Consider the following 19,714-nt stretch of genomic DNA (forward strand, 5'->3'; position numbering starts at 1 on the left):
CAGGGACTGCCGGCGACGGATACCGCCAACCAGCGCAGTTCGTACTACACGCTGGCGGTAACCGGTGGTGGCAAGTCGACGACGGTGACCTTCACGCTCGGCGTATCCGAGTTCAAGACGATCGTTGTCACAGTGAAGTGAGTTGAGAGTTCGGGGCGAAGCGGGCATACCGCTTCGCCTTTTTTCTTCTAGGCGAGCGAATCATCCTCGGCCGACGTCTGCTCGAGTCGCGCATGCCGCGCGGACCGCGCACGCAGCGAATGAATCAGAAATGGCACGATCAGGGCGACGCCAATGAGCCAATGCACCAGGCGTACTGCGTCGCGCAGCGCATCGTCACCGGCGTAGTACAACAGGTATCCGCTCGCGGCAAGAACCACGAACAGCGCGATCAGCAGCATGCCGCTGATGCGCCGCTTCGGTCGTGCCAAGCCCGAGCGTACGTGCACCGCCCAGACGAGTCCGCCGAGCCACAGCGAGGCAAATGCGGCCGCGCCGTGCAGGCGCAGCCACCAGGCTTCGAGCGGATGCGGTTCCGCGCCGAACTCGCCCCGGCGCATCAGGAAATAGTGGAAAACAAGCCAAAGTATACCGCTGAGCCAGGCCGCCGTCAGAATGCCGCAGACCATGCGGCGATGCGAGCGCGACAGGCGCCCGCTGTACGGCGGCCCCACATGCGCATGCATGTGTGCATGCCGCTTCTTCATGCCGCGATCCCCATTCCGCGCCAACCGTGACGGGCGCTATGCGTGGCGACTTGCGCGCCGTAGGCGGCGAGTACGCGTTGCGCAAGCGCAGGCTCGGCGAGCACGACCTTGGTCAAGGCATCGGCGATCATGCAGCGCTGCGCGATCACGCTCGCGGATGAGAATGTGCCGACCGGGGCCCTGGTGCGGCCCTGCAGATGTGCGCCGACCCAGCGTCCATGGTGGCGTTTCCTTGTTGTCAGACCCGAACTGCTCGCCAACGCAGCGTTCGCGATCGCCACGACACCCGCAGCGCCCGCGGCGCAGGCGCCACGCAGATGCACGATCTCCTCGCGCGGGCCGGCGACACGCAGATCGCCGCCAGCGTTGACCATCGCCTGCGTCGCACCGGCCTCGATCAATACATCGATTGCGCGATCGACCGCATGGCCTTTCGCGATGCCGCCCAGGTCCAGCCAGAGTGGGCGGCGCAAACGCACCCGACTGCCATCGATCAACTCAATATCGCGCCAGTTCGCGCGCGGATCAGGCGCGTATGGCGAATCCGGGCGCGGCAGCATTCCCCATGCGACGGCCTGCGCGGCAATCGTCGGGTCGAAGCAGCCTGCGGAAAGCTCGGCGATTTCAAGCGCGCAATGCAATACCTCGACCGTGCGCGTATCGACCTCGACCGCCGTGCCGACTGCGGCAGCGTGCAGCCGTGAAAGATCGCTTGCCGATTCGTGGAAACTCATGCAGCGGTGCACGGTTTGAACTTCGACAAACGCCGCATCGATCGCAGCGACGGCGCGCGCCTCGTCCAGTCCTTCCACACGCATCGCTACCAGTGTTCCAAGCCGTGGGCGAGCACGCTGTACGCTGACGTTCATCCTGCCTCCGCTGCCGACGGCTGCAATGCGACTTTGTACAATTTCAGCAAACGTTGTACGCCTTCGGTGAGATGGCGGCAGGACAGCGTCGCGCCGGAGATGTTCTTGATGCCGTTGCTCAACGCCGACGCATCGGCTGCGGTCTTGCCGGCAAACTGTTTGCGCCACGCCGGCAGGCGGATCTCGCTGCCGTGCGATTCGCGATAGTCGAGCACTTCCACCGAGATGACCGTACCGTCGCCGTCGAGCGCCAGCGCGTAGGTGATCAACTCGCTTTTGCCGATCACCTGATCGACGATCAGCCAACCCAGCGATTTGTCGCCGGCGCGCGCCTGAAAAATCCGCGGCAACCAGCCCGCCGCCGCGCCGAGTGCGCTCGCCGTGGCGGCATCCGGCGCCGACACGGCGCGAAATTCGGTCGCGGTGGCGAAGGCAGCGGTTTGCGCCTGCTGTACGCTCATGTACTGCGTCGCATAGGCGATCTGTGCCACCGACGCGGCGGCGGCACCCATGGGAATCAGCCAACGCACTTGCATAAAAACCTCTGTTTGCTTCCCTTCTCCCACCGGGAGAAGGTGGCGCAAAGCGACGGATGAGGGTCCGGCTTCACGCCAGCGTCAGTGAAAAACCGAACCCTCACCCCGTTCAAGATGGTAGTCATCCGGAATCAGAACTGATACCCAAGACCCAGGTCGAAGCGATTGCCGTAACCCAGATCCAGATCGGCGTATTTGAAATTCTGATAGTCGATCTTGAACACGATATTCGGATTCAGATAGTAATTCGCGCCAACCGTCCATACGCGCTCGGTCGGCAGCGCCGGCGTGCCCAATCCATTCGGCTGCGCGGCATACGCTGCACCGGTATTGAACATTTCGTAGCGCGCGAACGGCGCCAGACTGGATTCATTGCCCCACTCCAACGCACGCCACGCGCCCTGCACGTAACCGCCCCAGAATGTTTTCGGCACCGGCGTCGGCTCGCCGACAAACTGCAGATTCAACGCCCGCGTATTGCTGATCGTGCCACGAGTATACAAAGCGGAAAAATCGAACGGGCCCGGCTGCCAGCGCACGTGTGCTTCGCCAAGCAACAGGCGCGAGTTGCCCAGCGGCAACGTCGTATCGCCCTGCCCGATTTTGCCGGTGAACATGCCGCCACCGACGGTGAGCCCCGGCACGCCTTGCCAGTTCGCCGCGGCATACACGGAAGGATCGCGCGCCTTGGCCAACTGCAATTCCTGATGGATGCTGCCAAGCGGCGAGGCACGGCCCTCCTCGGAGGCAGGGTCCCAGGCGCCAAGATTCGGTCCGGTGCCGATGCCGACGTTCCAGTTCAGGCCCGAGTCGGTGCTGCCATACGCGGCCACGCCGCCTTCACGCCATGTCGTCGGAATAATCGCCTGCTCGACGAAGTTGCGCTCGACGCCATAGAAATTGCCCGGCTCATGATGCTCGTTGAGCAGGCCGAGCGGCACCAACATCAGGCCAACGCGCACTCCATAGTTGGCGCCCAGCGCGTGCTCGACATATAGCTGTTCAACTTCGGATTCGCCCCGGTCGGTGCTGGACGCGACCGCATGTTCCCATTCAAGTTCGCCGTACACGCGCGTCGACTCGTCGAATACGTGATTGAAGCCGATCACGGCGCGAGTCAGATCCGCCTGCGCATCGGCCGCGCGCGCCGTCGGGTGGTTGTAGTCGAGCTGGCCGTAACCCCACAGCGTGGTGTTCTGGCCAAGCGCAAATCCCGGGCTTGCGGTAGCTGGCGCAGTGCTCGATGTCGCCGGCGTGCTCGTTGCCGCGGGCGAGGACATCGCGGCTGGCGCAGATGATGTCGAGGCCGCAATCGCAGTCGACGTGGGTGCCTGCACCCGCTCGGCCTGTATCTGCCGTACGACGCCTTTGAGTTCGGCAACTTCGCTGCGCAAAGCGTCGACTTCTGCTTTCAAGGCCGCATCGTCCGCATGCGCGGCCGGCGCGAGCGCTAATAACAGTGCGGTGCAAAGAGGTTTCAGTTTGGTTGAGCGAACGAACACTGGGCGACGACTCCTTGCGATTGGCGGCATCCCAACGTTCTTCAACCGCTTTGGAGTTGAAGTTCAGGAATGGATACGACTACAGATATAAATGATAATGATTCTTATTATGTATAGCAACAACTACAGGAAAGGTGCGCGCGCTTCGTGCAACCACCCTTTCATGACCAAGTTTTTCTGCCGATAAAAGGCAACCGGGCCATCAAGAACGACCTCTGCATATTTGTGCCGGCATGGGCTGATTTGCGTTAACGCGATGACGCTCGACTGATCGGCGCACATCCAGACTCAACTTCTGGGTCCGCGTGCTACGCGCGAAGCGTTCCAATATGCTAGTCATCGGCGCGGCTGTCGGAATACCCGAGGCGCCACGGTGGAGGACAAGCCATGAATATGAGCGACACCCTGCAACTTGCGCAGACGGTCGTGATCGCGTTCGGCGGCGGACTTGCGCTTTTGCAACTTCGCCAATCGGAGCAGAACCGCAATCGCGATGCCGCTCTGCAAATGCTGCGCTCGTTCCAGACGGCTGAATTTTCACGAGGCGTGGAAATGCTGTTCAACCTGCCCGAAGGACTGGACAAGCCGACTCTGGAGGCGCAAGTCGGCGCGCGTATGGGCGACTTGTATGTGGTCCTGACCACGCTCGAAAGCATGGGCGTGCTGGTCTATCGGCGCGAAATCCCCATCGACATGGTCGACGATTTCTTCAGCGGCCCGATCGTGCTGACCTGGCGCAAGTGTGGACCCTACGTCCAAGCGTTGCGACGCGAGGCGGGGCGCGAAACCATCGCCGAATGGGTGCAATGGCTGGCAGAAAGATTCGGCGATATGGAGCGCGAGCAAGAGCCGACGCCGGCCTACATCGCGCACCGCGACTGGCAACCGGAGCGGCGCTGAAAGCGCGCCGGGCGTGGGCGCAGGTCGCAGCACAAGATGCGCTAGAGTTCGCGCGGGCTCTCCGGGCGTTTTTGACTCAAGCGCTTGCATATGGCACGACCTGCTTTTCTCCTCCCCCAGTGCGGGGGAGAGCCTGCCCCGGACTTGATCCGGGGTCGGCACGCGCAGCGTGCCGGGAGAGGGGATGGCGCCAAAGGCGCCCGCTTGCGCGGGCGCTACCCCTCTCCCCAACCCCTCTCCCGCAAGGGGAGAGGGCTTAAAGGAGAAGCCACAGCTGTCACCGTTTCAACCGAAAACGCGCTAGCGGTCGTCGCGCGTATACACCTGCGCATTTTCCACTTTTACCGGAAACGTGGCGATCGGTTCGCAGGCCGGCGGACACATCGCCGCGCCATTGCGCAAATCGAAGCGCGCGCCGTGGCGCGGACATTCGACTTCATGGCCGTGGATTTCCCCGCCGGCCAGTTCACCGCCGTCGTGCGTGCACACGTCCTCGACCGCGTAGAGTTCACCATCGATATTGAACACCGCGATCGCGGTATCGCCATCCCAGGCGACCTTGAATTCCCCGGGCAGCAGTTCCGATTGCGCGCAGACGCGGACCCAGCGCGACGCGGGCGCCTCGCTCACAGGGGCTTTGCCAGCAATTCAAAACGCAGGTCGTCCCTTTTGGGTATACCAAACCGCTCATCCCCGTATGGAAACGGTTTGTAGACACCCGTGCGCCGATAGCCGCGCCGCTCGTACCAGGGAATCAAATCGTCGCGAATCGAGATCACGCTCATCCGCATTTCGCGACAATGGAATTCCACACGCGCAACACGCTCGGCCTCGACCATCATGCACTTGCCGACACCGACGCCCTGCAATACCGGATCGACCGCAAACATGCCGAAGTAACACGCGTCGCCCTGCTTTTCGATATGGCAACAAGCGAGCAATCGCCGTCCGCTTTCGGCAAGCAGGACGCGGCTCCCCACCTTGCCGATCGGGTCGGCGACGCCCGCGGGATCGACGCGCTGCCCATCCAGCAAATCGGCTTCCGTGGTCCAGCCCTTGCGGCTCGCATCGCCCCTATACGCCGATTCCACCAGCGCGACAATCGCGGGAATATCCACGAGCTTGGCATCGCGAAAGCTGGTCACCATTTCGGTCGGCGGGTCGACGCGGGAAGTCACACGCGGGTTCCTTCGGTAGTGGTTTTGCCGCGGCCGGCGAGCGCCGCGCGCAAGGTGGCAAACGCTAAAAGTGCGCATTTTCTGCGCGCAGGATAGCGCGCGAGCGCGCCCAGCGCATTCAAATCGCCGAGCCCGTCGTCGCGCTCGATCTCGCCCGCGACCACGCGCGCGAAACTGTGTTCCATATTCGCGATTTCCGCAGCATCAAGCCGGACTGCGCGTTCGCTGAGCATCGATGCGGTCGCGCGCGCGATCGCACAACCTTCGCCACGAAAACGGATATCGACGATGCATGCGTCGATCACGCGCAATTCGACATGTAGGGCATCGCCGCAAAGCGGATTGCTGCCATCGGCGGCATGCGTATGCGCCTCAAGCGCGCCGAAATTGCGCGGCGCTCGACTGTGGTCAAGCACGATTTCCTGGTACAGCGCGGCGCTGGTCATGAGCCGATTCTACTATTCCGCCGCACAGGCGCACGCTCAGGCGAGCAACTTGCGCACTTTTTCGATGGCGGCCACGAACGCATCCACCTCGGCGCGCGTGTTGTAGAACGCCAGCGAGGCGCGTGCGGTCGCGGGCACGCCGTAAAACTGCATCAGCGGATGCGCGCAATGATGGCCGGAGCGCACGGCAACGCCTTCGTGATCGAGCAGGGTCGCCAAGTCGTGCGCGTGCACGCCGTCGATCAGGAACGACAGGACCGCGGCCTTGTGCGGCACCTCGCCGAACAGGCGCAGGCCGGGCACGGATTTCAATGCGTCCGTCGCGTAGGCGAGCAGATCGCGCTCGGCAGCGCCGATGCGATCCAGTCCTAGATCGTTGACATAATCGATCGCCGCGCCGAGACCGACGAAGCCGGCGATATTCGGCGTGCCGGCTTCGAACTTGTGCGGCGGATCGGCGAACGTGGTCTTGTCGAAACTCACCATCTTGATCATTTCGCCGCCGCCGAAAAACGGCGGCATCGCTTCGAGCAATTCCCTGCGCGCCCACAGCGCACCGGTGCCGGTCGGCCCGAACAGCTTGTGTCCGGTCAGCGCGTAGAAATCGCAGCCGAGCGCCTGCACGTCGATCGGCAGATGCGGCGCGGCCTGCGAGCCGTCGACGAGCAACGGAATTCCGCGCGCACGACAGGCTTTCGCCAGTTCACGTACCGGATTGATCGTGCCGAGCACATTGGACACGTGGGTGACGCCGGCGAACTTTACGCGCGGCGTCAAACGCGCGATGAATTCCTCGACGATCAATTCACCGCTGCGCGTGATCGGCGCGGCGACGACTTTCGCGCCGCGGCGTTCGGCAACCAACTGCCACGGCACGATATTCGCGTGGTGCTCCATCGTGGTGACCAGAATCTCGTCGCCCGCTTGCAGACGCGGCAACGCATAACTGTGGGCGACCAGATTGATCGCCTGCGTCGTGCCGCTGACCAGCACGACCTCATCACGCGATTTCGCGTTGATGAAAAGCGCGAGTTTGTCGCGTGTCGCCTCATACGCGGCCGTCGCTTCCTCACCGAGCGCATGCACCGCGCGCGAGACGTTCGCATTGAATTCGCGGTAGTAGCGGTCGACCGCTTCGATCACGACCGCGGGTTTTTGTGCGGTATTGGCGTTGTCGAAATAGATCAGCGGCTTGCCGTGGACTTGGCGCGACAGCAGCGGAAAGTCCGCACGCGCGCGCAACGGATCGAGCGGTGCTCGATTGGACAACCCGGGCTGTGTGTGTTCGCGATCCTGCGGGCGCGCACTCATGCGCTGGCTCCTTCCGGCATGCGCGGTGCGAGCAAGGCGGAAATATGCTCGCGCAGCGCCGCCAGCGGCAATTGATCGAACACGGCGTCGCAGAACGCGGTCAGCAAGAGCCGCTTCGCATCGGCCAGCGGAATCCCGCGCGAACGCAGATAAAACAGAGCGCGCTCGTCGAGCTGGCCGACCGTGGCGCCATGCGCGGCCTTGACTTCGTCGGCGTAAATTTCCAGCACCGGCTGCGTATCGATTTCCGCCTGCGCCGAGAGCAGCAGGTTCTTGTTCGACAACTTCGCATCGACGCCGTCCGCGCCAGCCGCGACCGTGATCGCACCATGAAACACACCGCGCGCGCGCTGATCCGCTACTCCGCGCCAGACGATATCGCAGGCGGTGTCGCGCGCGACGTGACGAATATCCAGATGCGTATCCGCGTGCGCACGTCCGCGCAGCGAGAACACGCCGCGCGAATCGAAGCGCGCCTGCGTGCCGATCAACTCCACGCCGAGGTCGAAGCGCTGCAGACGGCTGCCCAGAATCGCGTGCGTCGTGCGATATGTCGCAGCATGATCCACCGAAACCTGCGCACGCCGCACCAGCGAAACGGATTCTGGCAGATCGCTGAGCGTCGTCATCTGCAGATCGGCCTGCGCATCGACCCGGATTTGCGAAGTCAGTGCGCCGAGCACGTCGGCACCGACGTCGCCGAGATGCTGCTCGATCAGCACGGCGCGACCGTTGTGTACATGAATATCGCTGACTGATTGCCAGCGGCTGGGTGAGTCCGTCGCCACGTTTGTGTAAACCAGATGCAGCAGCGAGTTCTCCGCATCTGCGGAAATGGACAGCACGAGTTTGTTGTCCGCTTCATGCCGAAGCGCGACATTCGCAGCGACCTGACTGATGTCGGAATGCTCCGGCGAAAACGCGCCATTGACGAACACCAGCCGCCGTCCCTGTGTATGCGGCCATGTATAGCGTTCGCGCAAGGACGCCGGCAACACGGCCTGCGCATTCGCGGCGACGAAGTCCTGCTGCGACAAGGCGCGCAATGCAGCCTTGCTGTAGCGCCAGGATTCCTCGCGCTCACGTGCATCGCCCCTGCCGAACTCGTCGAGCAAAGCCGAGTTCATCTCACGCCGCTCCGGCAAGTTTGCGCTCGGCGATCCAGGCGTAGCCATGTTCTTCGAGCTTGTGCGCGAGCGTCGCATCGCCCGATTCGACGATGCGGCCATCGGCGAGCACATGCACCACGTCGGGCACGATGTAGTCGAGCAGGCGCTGGTAGTGGGTGATGACGAGGAACGCGCGCGCGGGATCGCGCATCGCATTGACGCCATCGGCCACCAGCTTCATCGCATCGATATCGAGGCCCGAATCGGTTTCGTCGAGGATCGCGAGTTTCGGCTCGAGCACCGCCATCTGGAAAATCTCGTTGCGCTTCTTCTCGCCGCCCGAGAAACCTTCGTTGACCGCGCGATGCAGCAGTTCGTCTTTCAGATGCAGCACAGCGAGTTTCTCGCGCACGCGTTTGAGGAACTGCATCGAGTCGAGTTCGCCTTCGCCACGATACTTGCGCTGTGCATTCAGCGCCGCGCGCAGGAAATAGGTGTTGTTGACGCCCGGGATCTCGACCGGATACTGGAACGCAAGAAACACGCCTTCGGCCGCGCGCTCCTCGGGTTCGAGTTCGAGCAGATTCCTGCCGTTGTATTCGACCGTACCTTGCGTGACTTCATAACCCTCGCGCCCGGCCAGCACATGGCCGAGCGTGGACTTGCCCGCGCCGTTCGGCCCCATGATCGCGTGCACTTCGCCCGCGTTCGCTTCGAGCGAAAGGCCCTTGAGGATTTCCTTGCCCGCGACGCGGACGTGCAGATTTTCGATTTTCAGCATTTTTTTGGTTGCTCTCTTAGGTTGGGTTGGCGCCGCGAGGCGCGTAACCCATCATTCCATTCAGTGCGCGCGACGGCGCAGGACAACATAAGTGAACGGTTGCTCGCGGCGATCGGGCGTCAGATGCACATGCCGACTTGCGCCAATCAACTCGAACTCAGGTGCGAACTCAGCCGCGAGTCCCGCCTCGTCGTAGCGGCAAACCGGCAGACCGCTGCAGCGTTCGGGGCCATCAGTCGCGAACGTCGCGATCAATGCGTGGCCATCGGTGCGCGCCGCCCGCGCAAGGGCAGCGACATAACGCGCACGCTCGGCGGCATCAATAAGAAAATGAAATACCGCTCGGTCATGCCAAAGCGCAAAGTGCGCGACTGGCAGTTCAACTTCGGTGACATCACCCGCGATCCAGCGCACCTTGTCGGCATCAGTGCCGAGTCGGCGCCGCGCTTCGGCCAACGCGACCTCCGACAGATCCAGCACCGACACATCGCGAAAGCCGCGCGCGAGCAGATCATCGACCAGGGTCGCGCGCCCGCCACCGACATCGAGCAACGGTGCGTCCGGCGGCAGCGCCAGTGTATTGATCAGGCGCAGCGATTCGTCGAGGTGCGCGCGATACCAGCTCGTCTGCGCCTCGGTCTTTTCGCGATAAACCACATCCCAATGAAGCTGTCGCGCCGTGTTCATCCGACTGCGCCTTCGAGCGAAACTTCGAGCAACTTCTTCGCCTCGACCGCGAACTCCATCGGCAGTTCGCGAAACACCTGCTTGCAGAAGCCGTCGACGATCATCGACACGGCGTCTTCTTCGCCGAGGCCGCGGCTGCGGCAGTAGAACAACTGGTCGTCGGAAATCTTCGAGGTGGTCGCTTCGTGCTCGACGATCGCGCCGGGATTCTTCACTTCGATATACGGAAATGTGTGCGCGCCGCACCGCTTGCCGATCAGCAGCGAATCGCACTGCGTGTAGTTGCGCGCGCCATCGGCACCCTTCTCGACCTTGACCAAGCCGCGATACGTGTTCTGTCCACGCCCCGCACTGATGCCCTTGGAAATGATCTTCGACTTGGTGTTGCGGCCGATATGGATCATCTTGGTGCCGGTGTCGGCCTGCTGGCGATGATGGGTCAGCGCGACCGAGTTGAACTCGCCAACCGAGTCGTCGCCGCGCAGCACGCAGCTCGGATATTTCCAGGTGATCGCCGAACCGGTTTCGACCTGGGTCCAGGAAATCTTGCTGCGCGCGCCGCGGCAGTCGCCGCGCTTGGTGACGAAGTTGTAGATGCCGCCGACGCCGTTCTCGTCGCCCGGATACCAGTTCTGCACGGTCGAGTACTTGATGTTCGCATCGTCGAGCGCGACGAGTTCGACCACGGCTGCGTGCAATTGATTCTCATCGCGCATCGGCGCGGTGCAGCCTTCCAGATACGACACGCTCGCGCCTTCCTCGGCGATCAAGAGCGTGCGCTCGAACTGACCGGTGTCGCGCGCATTGATGCGGAAGTAGGTCGACAATTCCATCGGACAACGCACACCCTTGGGTACGAACACGAAGCTGCCGTCGGAGAACACCGCCGAGTTGAGCGCGGCGAAATAGTTGTCGCCTTGTGGCACAACGCTACCCAGATATTTCTGCACGATTTCCGGATGCTCGCGCACCGCCTCGGACATCGAGCAGAAGATCACGCCGGCCTCGGCCAGTTCCTTGCGGAACGTCGTGCCGACCGAGACCGAATCGAACACCGCGTCGACGGCGACGCCGGCAAGACGCGCGCGCTCGTGCAGCGGCACGCCGAGCTTGTCGTAGGTTTCGAGCAGTTTCGGATCGACTTCATCGAGCGACTTCGGCCGGTTCTTCGGCTGCGAAAAATAACTGATCGCCTGGAAATCGATAGGCTCGATTTGCAGCTTCGCCCAATGCGGCGACGTCATCGTCAGCCAGTGACGATAGGCCTTGAGCCGCCACTCGGTCATCCACGCAGGCTCGTCCTTGCGCGCCGAGATCGCGCGCACGACGTCTTCGCTCAGACCCGGCGGCAGGCTGTCGCTTTCGATATCGGTGACGAAGCCGGCGGAATAACGCCGATTCATCGCCTCCGCGAGCACATCGGGCGGCATCGTATCGGATTGCATTTCGATTTCGGTCTGGATCATTTCGGTTGCCATTTCAATTCGTCGCCAGACGCAACGGTATCGTCGCGCGCTTCGGCGGCGGCCGGCGCATATCGGCGAGCGTGACATTGCGCAGCGTCGCCTCGATCACCTCGTTCACGCGACGCCAGTTGCTGCGCACACCGCAATGCGGTTCGTGCCCGCAGGCGCCGACGTGCGCACTGCACTCGGTCATGCCGAACGGACCCTCCATCGCGACCAGCACGTCCGCGAGGCTGATCTGTTCCGGCGCGCGCGCAAGGCGATAGCCGCCGTTGACGCCGCGGAACGACACGACCAGTTCGGCCTGCGCCAGTTGCTTCAACAACTTGCTCACCGTTGGCAATTCCAGATGCGCGCGCGCGGCCAGATCCTGCGCGCTGAGCACGCCTGCCGACCGCTCCGATCCCGGGCGATCCGGCCGATCAGACCCGGTCACCTCGGCGAGCACGGTCATCACGACGGTGGCGTAATCGGCAAGTTTGCTAACGCGAAGCATGTGGGTGCACCAAGGGAAAGCGTACTGAAATGGTACTATTTCAAAGTTGTCACGTCAAACGAATCGGCGCTGAACTACACTAAGGACATGCTTCGGCCGGGACCTGGTGGGATGCACGACCAACGCGCGGGCGCGCGCCTCGAATTCGCGCAACAGCACCTGCCTGCACGTCAATTGCAGATCGAGGTCGCGTCGGCGGACGCGAGCTTTCGCAGCTATTGGCGCGTGCGCGATGACGCGCGCACGTTTATCGAGATGGATGCGCCGCCGGACAAGGAAAATATCGCGCCCTGGCTGGATATCGGCCGGCGCCTGCGCCAGGCCGGCCTGCATGTTCCGGAAGTATTCGCGGTCGATGCCGCGCAGGGTTTTATCCTGATGGAAGACCTGGGCGCACGCACTTACCTGCCCGAGTTGAACGCGCGCACGGTCGATGCGCTGTATGGCGATGCACTCGATGCGTTGCTGACGATGCAGACGCGCGTTTCACCGCGCGACCTGCCCGCATTCGACGAAGCATTCCTGATACTGGAACTGGAGCTGATGCCGACATGGTTCCTCGAACGCCACCTCGACTACACACCAAGTTGCGACGAATGGGATGTAATCGAATCCGCGTTCCGCGCCTTGATCGACAACGCGCGCGTACAACCTCAGGTGTTCATGCACCGCGATTTCCACAGCCGCAATCTGATCATCGCCGAGCGCAATAATCCGGGGATTATCGATTTTCAGGGCGCCGTGCTCGGCCCGATCGCCTACGATCTCGCCTCGCTGCTACGCGATTGCTACATCGCCTGGCCGATCGAGCAGGTCGATGCCTGGGTCGAGTGTTATCGCCAACGCCTCGTCGCCGCCGGTGCAGTCGATGTCGACGGCGCGCATTTCCGCCGCTGGTTCGACCTGATCGGTCTGCAGCGACACATCAAGGTACTCGGACTTTTTTGCCGGCTGAATTATCGCGACGGCAAGGCCGTCTACTTGAACGATCTGCCTCTGGTGCTCGACTACGTGCTCACGATCGCCAGACTCTATCCCGAGCTAAGCGCGTTCGCGGCTTTGATCGAACGCGCGGTCGGCACGCGCGACATCACCCGCGCGCGCGCGGAAACCGGGGTCGCCGTGGCATGAGCCAGGACACCAAAATCAGCCACGCATTGATCCTCGCCGCCGGGCGCGGCGAGCGCATGCGACCACTCACCGACAGCACACCCAAGCCGCTGCTGTTTGTCGGCGGCAAACGCCTGATCGAATATCATCTGGAAAGACTCGCCGCGGCAGGCATACGCGAAGTCGTCATCAACACCTCGCATCTGGCCGAGCAGGTCCCCGCAGCGCTTGGCGACGGCGCGAGTTGGGGCGTGCACATCCGCTATTCCCACGAAGGGCCGATGGCGCTCGAAACGGGCGGCGGAATACTGCACGCGCTGCCGCTGCTCGGCACCGATCCGTTTATCGTCGTCAACGGGGATATTTTTTGCGATCTGGATTTTTCCACATTGCCACAGAATCCAGACCTTGCGCATCTGGTCGTGGTCGACAATCCGTCGCAGCATCCGCAGGGCGATTTCGTGCTGCGCGGCAGTCGCCTGTACGACGAAAGCACGCCGCGCCTTACCTTCGCCGGCATCGGCGTGTACCGGCCCGAATTGCTGGCGCGATTGACGCCGGGGAAATTCAGCATCGTGCCGACCTTGCGCGCGGCCATGCGTGCGGGCCGCATCGGCGGCCAGCACCATCACGGCATCTGGCTCGATGTCGGCACGCCGGAACGTCTGACCGAACTCGCGACGATCCTGCCCTAGCGGCGACTCATCCGCCCCTTACGTATCGAGCAGGCTGCGCAGGAACGGCACGGTGACGCGGCGCTTGGCCGCGAGCGATTCGCGGTCGAGCCGGTCGAGCAGCTCGGTCAGACTGCCGAGATCGCGCTGCACGCGCGCGAATAGCCAGTCCAGCGCCGCATCGTCGAGCACGATGCCACGTGCGGCGCCGCGCTCGCGCAGGACCTCGCGGCGTCCTTCATCGCTGAGCGGCTTCAACACGGCCTGTGCGCAACTCGACAGGCGCGAAACCAGATCGGGCAAGGTGATGCCGATCTGCGCGGGCGCCTGTGCCGCCGCGAACAGCAAAGTGGATTTCTCCACTTTGCAACGATTGTACAAATCGAACAGCGCGTGCTCGGCTGCGCGGTTGCCCGCGATCGCTTCCAGATCGTCGATTGCGAGCAGATCGCTGCCGCCCAGCGCACGGATTGCAATGGCCGCATGGTCTGGCGCCGCGCGACTCACGACTTCGTCGGACGCAACCGCATGCGGCAGGCCGCGCTGCGGCAAGGCGCGCAGCGAAATGTATTGCGCATGGCGTCCTTGCGCTCCGGCCGCCGCGCAAGCAGCGATCAACAGATGCGTCTTGCCGCTGGCGGCTGCGCCGTTGAGGAAAACCCAGGTCGCATCCGCGTCGCTCGCCGCGCGTTGCAGCAGATCGAGCGCCGCGCCGTTCTCGCCGACCTTGTAACTGGAGAAGCGTTGCTGCGGCGGCCAGCGCATGGCCAGCGGCAACTGGCCGGGCTTCATGCCTCACCGAGCGGCGGTTTGGGCGGCGCTGCAGCTTCTTTCGCGTCCGCCGTGGCGACGGGTTCGGGCATGATGATTTGCGGTGCGGGCTCGGCGTACGGATTGAGCGCGCTTGCCTCGGTGTGGTAGAGCTCGCTGGCACGATAGCGTGCGTACGCGTAACGCAGGACGACGATCAACACCGAGGTGAATGGCAGCGCGAGCAGCACGCCGAGAAAGCCGAACAGCTCGCCGCCGGCGAGCACGGCAAAGATCACCGCCAGCGGATGCAGGCCGATCTTCTCGCCGACCATGCGCGGCACCAGCACGTAGCCTTCGAGCAATTGGCCGGTCACGAATACGATCGCGACGAGCACGACATGCAGCCAGTCGCCGTATTGCACGAGCGCCGCGATCACGCCCATCAGGATGCCGATGATGCTGCCCAGATACGGCACGAAACTGATCAGGCCGGCGATCAGGCCGATCAGCGGGCCGACATCGATGCCGACGGCCCACAGGCCGATCGCATAGATCGCACCAAGCGCGATCATCACCGACAACTGGCCGCGCACGAAGGCGGAAAGCGTCTCGTCGGCCTCGCGCGCGAGCCGCGACACGGTCGGCTCGACCGAACGCGGCAGCAGGTCGTGGATCTGCTTGACCATCAGAGGCCAATCGCGCAGCAGATAGAAAAATGCCACCGGCACGACGACCAGACGCGTGATCCACGACAGCAGCGCGAAACCGGATTTCGAGATCTGCGCCACCACGGTCGCGGCCACGCCGCCGGCTTCCTTCCAGTGTTCTTGCAGCGCAGCGGTCAATTGCTGCACATCGGGCATTTCCAGATTCAAATCGAAGCGCGCGCTCAGCCACGGCAGCGCAACGGTCTGTACCCAGCCGATCCATTGCGGCAGATGGTTGATGAAGGCGGCGACCTGACGCGACAGGTACGGAATCAGCAGCAGCAGGATCAGCAGGACCAACAGAGTCAATGCGAGGAACACGATGCTGACCGCTGCCGCGCGGCTCAGCTTCAGGCGTTCGAGGCGGTTGGCCAGCGGGTCGAACAGGTAGGCGAACATCGCCGCGACCGCGAACGGCGTGAGCACCGGCGCGAGAAAATACAGGGCTGCGGTCAGCAGCACGAACAAGGCAAGCATTTGCCAGCGCAAATCGGTCATGAGATTCACTCGCGCCTCCCCGCGCGTGGCGCCTGCAGCGCCTTGCGCGACCAGACCAACACATAATGCGCGCCGCTGGCGACGGTCGCCAGCGCAGTCGCGCCGAGCAACGCGTCGGTGGATGCCGGCGGCAAGTCGAATACGCCGCTCAGATGTACCAGCACGCCGAGCACGCAGGCAATTTGTATACAAGTGGTGAGTTTCGCCAGGATCGATGGCTGCGGAACCACGCGGCCGATCAGAAAATGATACGCCGTCGCGCCGGCGACGATGACCAGATCGCGGCCGACCACCAGCCACATCAGCCATGCGGGCAGCACGTCGGCGACGTAAAGCGAGACGAAGCAGGCGATCAGCAGCAGCTTGTCCGCGAGCGGATCGAGCACGCCACCGAGCCAGCTGCGCCAGCCGTACTGTCTGGCAAGAAAGCCGTCAAGCGCGTCGCTCGCGCCGGCAATCGCGACGATGAGCAGCGCCGCACGGAAATCATGCCCGCGCACGGTCTCGATCAGCGGCACGACCAGCGCGATACGCACGAGCGTGATCGCGTTCGGCAGATGCCGCCATGGCGAGGTTGCCGTGTCGGGAGCGGGAGTGTTGGCAAACAGCGCCATGCGGTTTCTGCGCTTCGCCGTCAAGGTTCGAAGTCGAGCAGTGCATCGACGCCCGCTACCGGCGGCCGCGCGTTGGTCGCGTGCGCCAGCCGCGTGGCATCGAGCGCAGCGAGCAGATTCTGCAGCGAGCCACGAGTATCGACCTTGACCTGCACCGTGTTGCCATGCGCCTGTTCCACGTGCAGCGCACGCACCTGCTCGTTACCCGACAGCGCGCCGATCAGGCGCGCATAGTCTTCCGCCGAACGCAAACCGCTGATCCACAGGCGATAGCTGCCGGGGAGCGCGGCCGGCGCAGCTGCGCTATCCGCGCCCGGAGGCGCAGCGGAATTGCCCGCACCGTCGAGATTCAGATCGTGCAGCATCGCATCGATGCCGGCGCGGTCGAACTGCACCACCAGCAGCAGGCGCGCTCCCGCCTGGGCGGAATCGGCGCTTGCCGCCTGATTGTTGGGCTGATAACTGTATTGCTGCATATAGCGATCGGCGCGCGCGATGGCCTTGGCCACATCGGGCCGTGACAGCACGCCCGGATCGCCGCTGAGTTTGATCACAACCTGGCCCAACGCGGTGCGCAGCGCACCGGCGCGTTCGTCGGCGGACTGCGAATTGACCGGCGCGGTGCCGGTGTACAGTCCCGCCGCGATCGCCAGCACGGGCGCAAGGCATACGCCCAGAACAAAGATAGCGGCGAGGTGAATGCGGCAGCTGCAGCGCACGAAGCGAGTCCGGTTGGATATTGGAGAAATCCGCCCAAGTCTGCCCAATCGCGCCGCTTACGTCTATCATTCGCGGCCTGATCGCACGCGGCACCTGCCCATGTCCAGCAATGAAGAATCCCTGACCTATCGCGCGGCCGGCGTGGATATCGATGCGGGCGAAGCGGTCGTCGAGCGCATCAAGCCGCTGGTTGCGCGCACGTTTCGCAAGGAAGTGATGGCCGGGTTGGGCGGATTCGGCGCGCTGTTCGAACTCGGCGGACGCTACCACGATCCGGTACTCGTTTCGGGTACCGATGGCGTCGGCACCAAGCTCAAACTTGCCCAGCAACTCGGTCGTCACGACACGATCGGCATCGATCTGGTCGGCATGTGCGTCAACGACGTGCTCGTGCAGGGCGCCGAGCCACTGTTTTTTCTCGACTACTTCGCCACCGGCAAGCTCGATGTCGACACCGCGGTGTCGGTCGTCGGCGGCATCGCGAAGGGTTGCGAGCTTGCGGGCTGCGCCCTGATCGGCGGCGAGACCGCCGAGATGCCGGACATGTATCCGGCCGGCGAATACGATCTTGCCGGCTTCTGCGTCGGCGCGGTGGAGAAATCGGCGTTGATCGACGGAGCGCAAGTCCAGGCCGGCGACGCGATCATCGGCATCGCATCGAGCGGTCCACATTCGAACGGCTACTCACTGATCCGCAAGATTCTCGCGCGCGCCGGCAATCCCTACGATCTCGATATCGGCGGCGTGAAGCTGGCCGATGCGCTGATGGCGCCGACCACGATCTACGTCAAACCGATCCTGCAGTTGCTCGAAGCCGATCGCGCCGCTTCCCGGCCCTCAGCCCTCAGCTCTCAGCCCTCAATCCACGGCATGGCACATATCACCGGCGGCGGCTTGACCGAGAACATCATTCGCGTCGTGCCCGATGGCCTCGGCATCGCGCTCGACAGCAGCAGCTGGAAACTGCCGCCGGTATTCGACTGGCTGCAGCGCGAAGGCAAGGTTCCACAAGCCGAGATGTGGCGCACGTTCAATTGCGGCATCGGTTACACGCTCATCGTTTCCAGCGGCCAAGTCGCGAGCACGCTGCAACGCCTCAACGGGTTCGGTCTCAACGCATGGACGATTGGCGAAATCGTGCGTGCTGCGAGCGAAGACCGCGTCCACATCCGCTGACGCGCGTTCGATGCAGCAAAAGCGCTTGCGCGTCGTCGTTCTCGCATCCGGCCGTGGCAGCAATTTTGCCGCGTTGCTCGCAGCACAACAGCGTGGCGAACTGCCGATCGACATCCGCGCCCTGCTCTCCGACAAGGCGACTGCGCCGGCGCTCGATATTGCACGCGATGCGGGCATCGACGCGATCGCGCTGCGGCCACGCGATCATGCCGATCGCGCCGCTTTCGATCAGGCGCTGTTTGCGCGCGTGGTCGATTTCCATCCGGATCTGGTCGTCCTCGCCGGCTATATGCGCGTGATCGACGCTGCCGTCGTCGATGCCTGGCGCGGCCGCATGATCAATATCCATCCCTCGCTGCTGCCGCAATATCCGGGCCTGCACACGCATCAACGCGCACTCGATGCGAACGATGTCATGCATGGAGCGAGCGTGCACTTCGTCACCGCCGAACTCGACGGCGGACCGGTGATCGCGCAGGCGCAGTTGCCGATACTTGCCGGCGACAACGCCGACTCGCTGGCCGCGCGGCTGCTGCCGCTGGAACACCGATTGCTGATTGTCACAGTCAAACTTCTTGCGCAGGGAAAGATCGCGCTGCAAGGCAATCGTGTCGCCTGCGATGATCAGATCCTTGCCGCACCGCTGCTGCTCGACGAAAGCGGCAGCCTCAAGCAGCGCTGAAACCGCCGCACGGTTCGGATCGGTTCAGGCGTGCATGCGCAGACTTCGCGCAGTCAATCCAAGCCCCTGCAAACCCATGCGCAAATTTGCTTTCGCCATCGCTACCATCGCCGCCGCATTCGCGGCGTCCCAGGCCGCGCACGCCATCGAGCTGAAACCGATGACTGCCGTCTACAGCGTCACTCGCGACGGCAAGGCCGTCGGCGATGCGACCTACACGCTCAAGTCCAACGGCGACGGCACCTGGATCCTGACCAGCGTCACCCACGGCACCTCGGGCATGGCGCGCATGCTCGGCCTGGATGTGCGCGAGGAGTCGACCTTCCGCTGGCGAGATGGCAAGGCCGAGGGTGTGCGCTACGACTACCGGCAGGACGCCGCGATCAAACACAAGCAGCGCCAGATCGAGTTCGACTGGAACGCGAAACAGGCGCGCGTGCGCGATGGCAAGGACTCATTCACCTACTCCATCCCGACCGGCGCGATAGATCGCTCCAGCGTCGCGCTCGTGCTCGGCGAAGCGCTCGCCAGCGGCACGCGCGATGTGACGTTGCCGGTCGCGGTCAAGGATCACGTCGAGCAGCAGCACTTCGTCGCACACGCCGAGGAACCCATCCAGGTTCCCGCCGGCAGCTTCAAAGCGGTCAAGTTCGAACGTGTCGACACCGCGGGCAAGGCGAGCTCGTGGTACGCAACCAGCGTGACCACATTGCCGTTGCGCGTGGAACAGGTGCAACATGACGGCGCCACGATCGTGCTGGAATTGAAGCAGCGCTGACTATGTAATCGGGG

Annotated in this window: 23 protein-coding genes; 6 read left to right on the plus strand and 17 right to left on the minus strand. The window is 63.4% G+C overall.

The window, feature by feature from the left end; all coding sequences use genetic code 11:
• Positions 1–188: 188 nt before the first annotated feature.
• From VIE67_RS07650 to VIE67_RS07665, 4 genes are all read right to left on the minus strand, one after another.
• Positions 189–707: a hypothetical protein gene (locus VIE67_RS07650; RefSeq protein ID WP_332024887.1), complete on the minus strand. Its 519-nt coding sequence runs from the start codon at positions 705–707 to the stop codon at positions 189–191.
• Positions 704–1,576 carry an FAD:protein FMN transferase gene (locus VIE67_RS07655; RefSeq protein ID WP_332024889.1) on the minus strand — a complete coding sequence of 291 codons (873 nt, stop codon included), beginning with the start codon at positions 1,574–1,576 and terminating at the stop codon, positions 704–706. The genes VIE67_RS07650 and VIE67_RS07655 overlap by 4 nt, the downstream gene beginning before the upstream one ends.
• Positions 1,573–2,112, minus strand: a complete 540-nt coding sequence (locus VIE67_RS07660) for an FMN-binding protein (RefSeq protein ID WP_332024891.1) — start codon at positions 2,110–2,112, stop codon at positions 1,573–1,575. Before VIE67_RS07660 ends, VIE67_RS07655 begins: the two co-directional genes overlap by 4 nt.
• A gap of 131 nt (positions 2,113–2,243) precedes the next feature.
• Positions 2,244–3,527, minus strand: a complete 1,284-nt coding sequence (locus VIE67_RS07665; RefSeq protein ID WP_332024893.1) for a putative porin — start codon at positions 3,525–3,527, stop codon at positions 2,244–2,246.
• Positions 3,528–4,001: 474 nt separating this feature from the next.
• On the opposite strand from VIE67_RS07665, the gene VIE67_RS07670 reads away from it, so the two are divergent.
• Positions 4,002–4,514: a DUF4760 domain-containing protein gene (locus VIE67_RS07670; protein ID WP_332024895.1), complete on the plus strand. Its 513-nt coding sequence runs from the start codon at positions 4,002–4,004 to the stop codon at positions 4,512–4,514.
• Between the two features lie 300 nt (positions 4,515–4,814).
• Here the strand turns inward: VIE67_RS07670 and VIE67_RS07675 are convergent, their stop codons facing one another.
• The 9 genes from VIE67_RS07675 to VIE67_RS07715 are packed head-to-tail and all read right to left on the minus strand — an operon-like array spanning position 4,815 to position 11,988.
• On the minus strand, positions 4,815–5,144 hold the full coding sequence (locus VIE67_RS07675; RefSeq protein WP_332024897.1) for a non-heme iron oxygenase ferredoxin subunit: 330 nt from the start codon (positions 5,142–5,144) through the stop codon (positions 4,815–4,817).
• Positions 5,141–5,662, minus strand: a complete 522-nt coding sequence (locus VIE67_RS07680) for a GNAT family N-acetyltransferase (protein ID WP_332024945.1) — start codon at positions 5,660–5,662, stop codon at positions 5,141–5,143. The genes VIE67_RS07675 and VIE67_RS07680 overlap by 4 nt, the downstream gene beginning before the upstream one ends.
• Before the next feature lie 26 nt (positions 5,663–5,688).
• A complete protein-coding gene (gene sufU / locus VIE67_RS07685) occupies positions 5,689–6,138 on the minus strand; it encodes a Fe-S cluster assembly sulfur transfer protein SufU (protein WP_332024899.1) in 450 nt (149 codons plus the stop codon).
• A 36-nt stretch (positions 6,139–6,174) separates the two neighbouring features.
• Positions 6,175–7,449 (minus strand): aminotransferase class V-fold PLP-dependent enzyme, encoded by a 1,275-nt coding sequence (locus tag VIE67_RS07690; RefSeq protein WP_332024901.1) that lies wholly within the window; start codon positions 7,447–7,449, stop codon positions 6,175–6,177.
• Positions 7,446–8,576 carry a Fe-S cluster assembly protein SufD gene (gene sufD / locus VIE67_RS07695; protein ID WP_332024903.1) on the minus strand — a complete coding sequence of 377 codons (1,131 nt, stop codon included), beginning with the start codon at positions 8,574–8,576 and terminating at the stop codon, positions 7,446–7,448. The genes VIE67_RS07690 and sufD overlap by 4 nt, the downstream gene beginning before the upstream one ends.
• A gap of 1 nt (position 8,577) precedes the next feature.
• Positions 8,578–9,339: a Fe-S cluster assembly ATPase SufC gene (gene sufC / locus VIE67_RS07700; RefSeq protein ID WP_332024904.1), complete on the minus strand. Its 762-nt coding sequence runs from the start codon at positions 9,337–9,339 to the stop codon at positions 8,578–8,580.
• Positions 9,340–9,399: 60 nt separating this feature from the next.
• Entirely contained in the window at positions 9,400–10,026 is a 627-nt protein-coding gene (locus tag VIE67_RS07705) for a class I SAM-dependent methyltransferase (RefSeq protein ID WP_332024906.1), read from the minus strand.
• Complete coding sequence (gene sufB, locus VIE67_RS07710; protein ID WP_332024947.1) at positions 10,023–11,471, minus strand: Fe-S cluster assembly protein SufB; 1,449 nt, start codon at positions 11,469–11,471, stop codon at positions 10,023–10,025. The genes VIE67_RS07705 and sufB overlap by 4 nt, the downstream gene beginning before the upstream one ends.
• A 34-nt stretch (positions 11,472–11,505) precedes the next feature.
• Entirely contained in the window at positions 11,506–11,988 is a 483-nt protein-coding gene (locus VIE67_RS07715) for an SUF system Fe-S cluster assembly regulator (protein WP_332024908.1), read from the minus strand.
• A 111-nt stretch (positions 11,989–12,099) separates the two neighbouring features.
• On the opposite strand from VIE67_RS07715, the gene VIE67_RS07720 reads away from it, so the two are divergent.
• Together VIE67_RS07720 and murU are read left to right on the plus strand one after the other, a co-directional pair.
• Entirely contained in the window at positions 12,100–13,119 is a 1,020-nt protein-coding gene (locus VIE67_RS07720) for an aminoglycoside phosphotransferase family protein (RefSeq protein WP_332024910.1), read from the plus strand.
• Positions 13,116–13,793, plus strand: coding sequence for an N-acetylmuramate alpha-1-phosphate uridylyltransferase MurU (gene murU, locus VIE67_RS07725; RefSeq protein ID WP_332024912.1), 678 nt, complete (start codon positions 13,116–13,118; stop codon positions 13,791–13,793). The genes VIE67_RS07720 and murU overlap by 4 nt, the downstream gene beginning before the upstream one ends.
• Before the next feature lie 18 nt (positions 13,794–13,811).
• Here the strand turns inward: murU and VIE67_RS07730 are convergent, their stop codons facing one another.
• Genes VIE67_RS07730 through VIE67_RS07745 form a run of 4 tightly spaced genes read right to left on the minus strand, consistent with a single transcriptional unit; the run spans position 13,812 to position 17,000 of the window.
• The gene (locus VIE67_RS07730) at positions 13,812–14,564 is read right to left on the minus strand and encodes an HdaA/DnaA family protein (protein ID WP_332024914.1); all 753 of its coding nucleotides are present in this window, start codon (positions 14,562–14,564) and stop codon (positions 13,812–13,814) included.
• Positions 14,561–15,730, minus strand: coding sequence for an AI-2E family transporter (locus tag VIE67_RS07735; RefSeq protein WP_332024949.1), 1,170 nt, complete (start codon positions 15,728–15,730; stop codon positions 14,561–14,563). The genes VIE67_RS07730 and VIE67_RS07735 overlap by 4 nt, the downstream gene beginning before the upstream one ends.
• A gap of 5 nt (positions 15,731–15,735) precedes the next feature.
• Positions 15,736–16,344: a CDP-alcohol phosphatidyltransferase family protein gene (locus VIE67_RS07740; protein ID WP_332024916.1), complete on the minus strand. Its 609-nt coding sequence runs from the start codon at positions 16,342–16,344 to the stop codon at positions 15,736–15,738.
• A gap of 20 nt (positions 16,345–16,364) precedes the next feature.
• Entirely contained in the window at positions 16,365–17,000 is a 636-nt protein-coding gene (locus VIE67_RS07745) for a DUF8605 domain-containing protein (RefSeq protein WP_332024918.1), read from the minus strand.
• Positions 17,001–17,163: 163 nt separating this feature from the next.
• Between VIE67_RS07745 and purM the strand changes: the two genes are divergently transcribed.
• From purM to VIE67_RS07760, 3 genes are all read left to right on the plus strand, one after another.
• A complete protein-coding gene (gene purM / locus VIE67_RS07750) occupies positions 17,164–18,240 on the plus strand; it encodes a phosphoribosylformylglycinamidine cyclo-ligase (RefSeq protein ID WP_332024920.1) in 1,077 nt (358 codons plus the stop codon).
• Positions 18,241–18,250: 10 nt separating this feature from the next.
• Positions 18,251–18,922: a phosphoribosylglycinamide formyltransferase gene (gene purN / locus VIE67_RS07755; protein ID WP_332024922.1), complete on the plus strand. Its 672-nt coding sequence runs from the start codon at positions 18,251–18,253 to the stop codon at positions 18,920–18,922.
• 76 nt (positions 18,923–18,998) lie between these two features.
• Positions 18,999–19,700, plus strand: a complete 702-nt coding sequence (locus VIE67_RS07760; protein WP_332024924.1) for a DUF3108 domain-containing protein — start codon at positions 18,999–19,001, stop codon at positions 19,698–19,700.
• Positions 19,701–19,714: the final 14 nt, after the last annotated feature.

Origin of the sequence: Rudaea sp. (assembly GCF_036560865.1) — a bacterium.
Classification (GTDB): Bacteria; Pseudomonadota; Gammaproteobacteria; order Xanthomonadales; family Rhodanobacteraceae; genus Rudaea.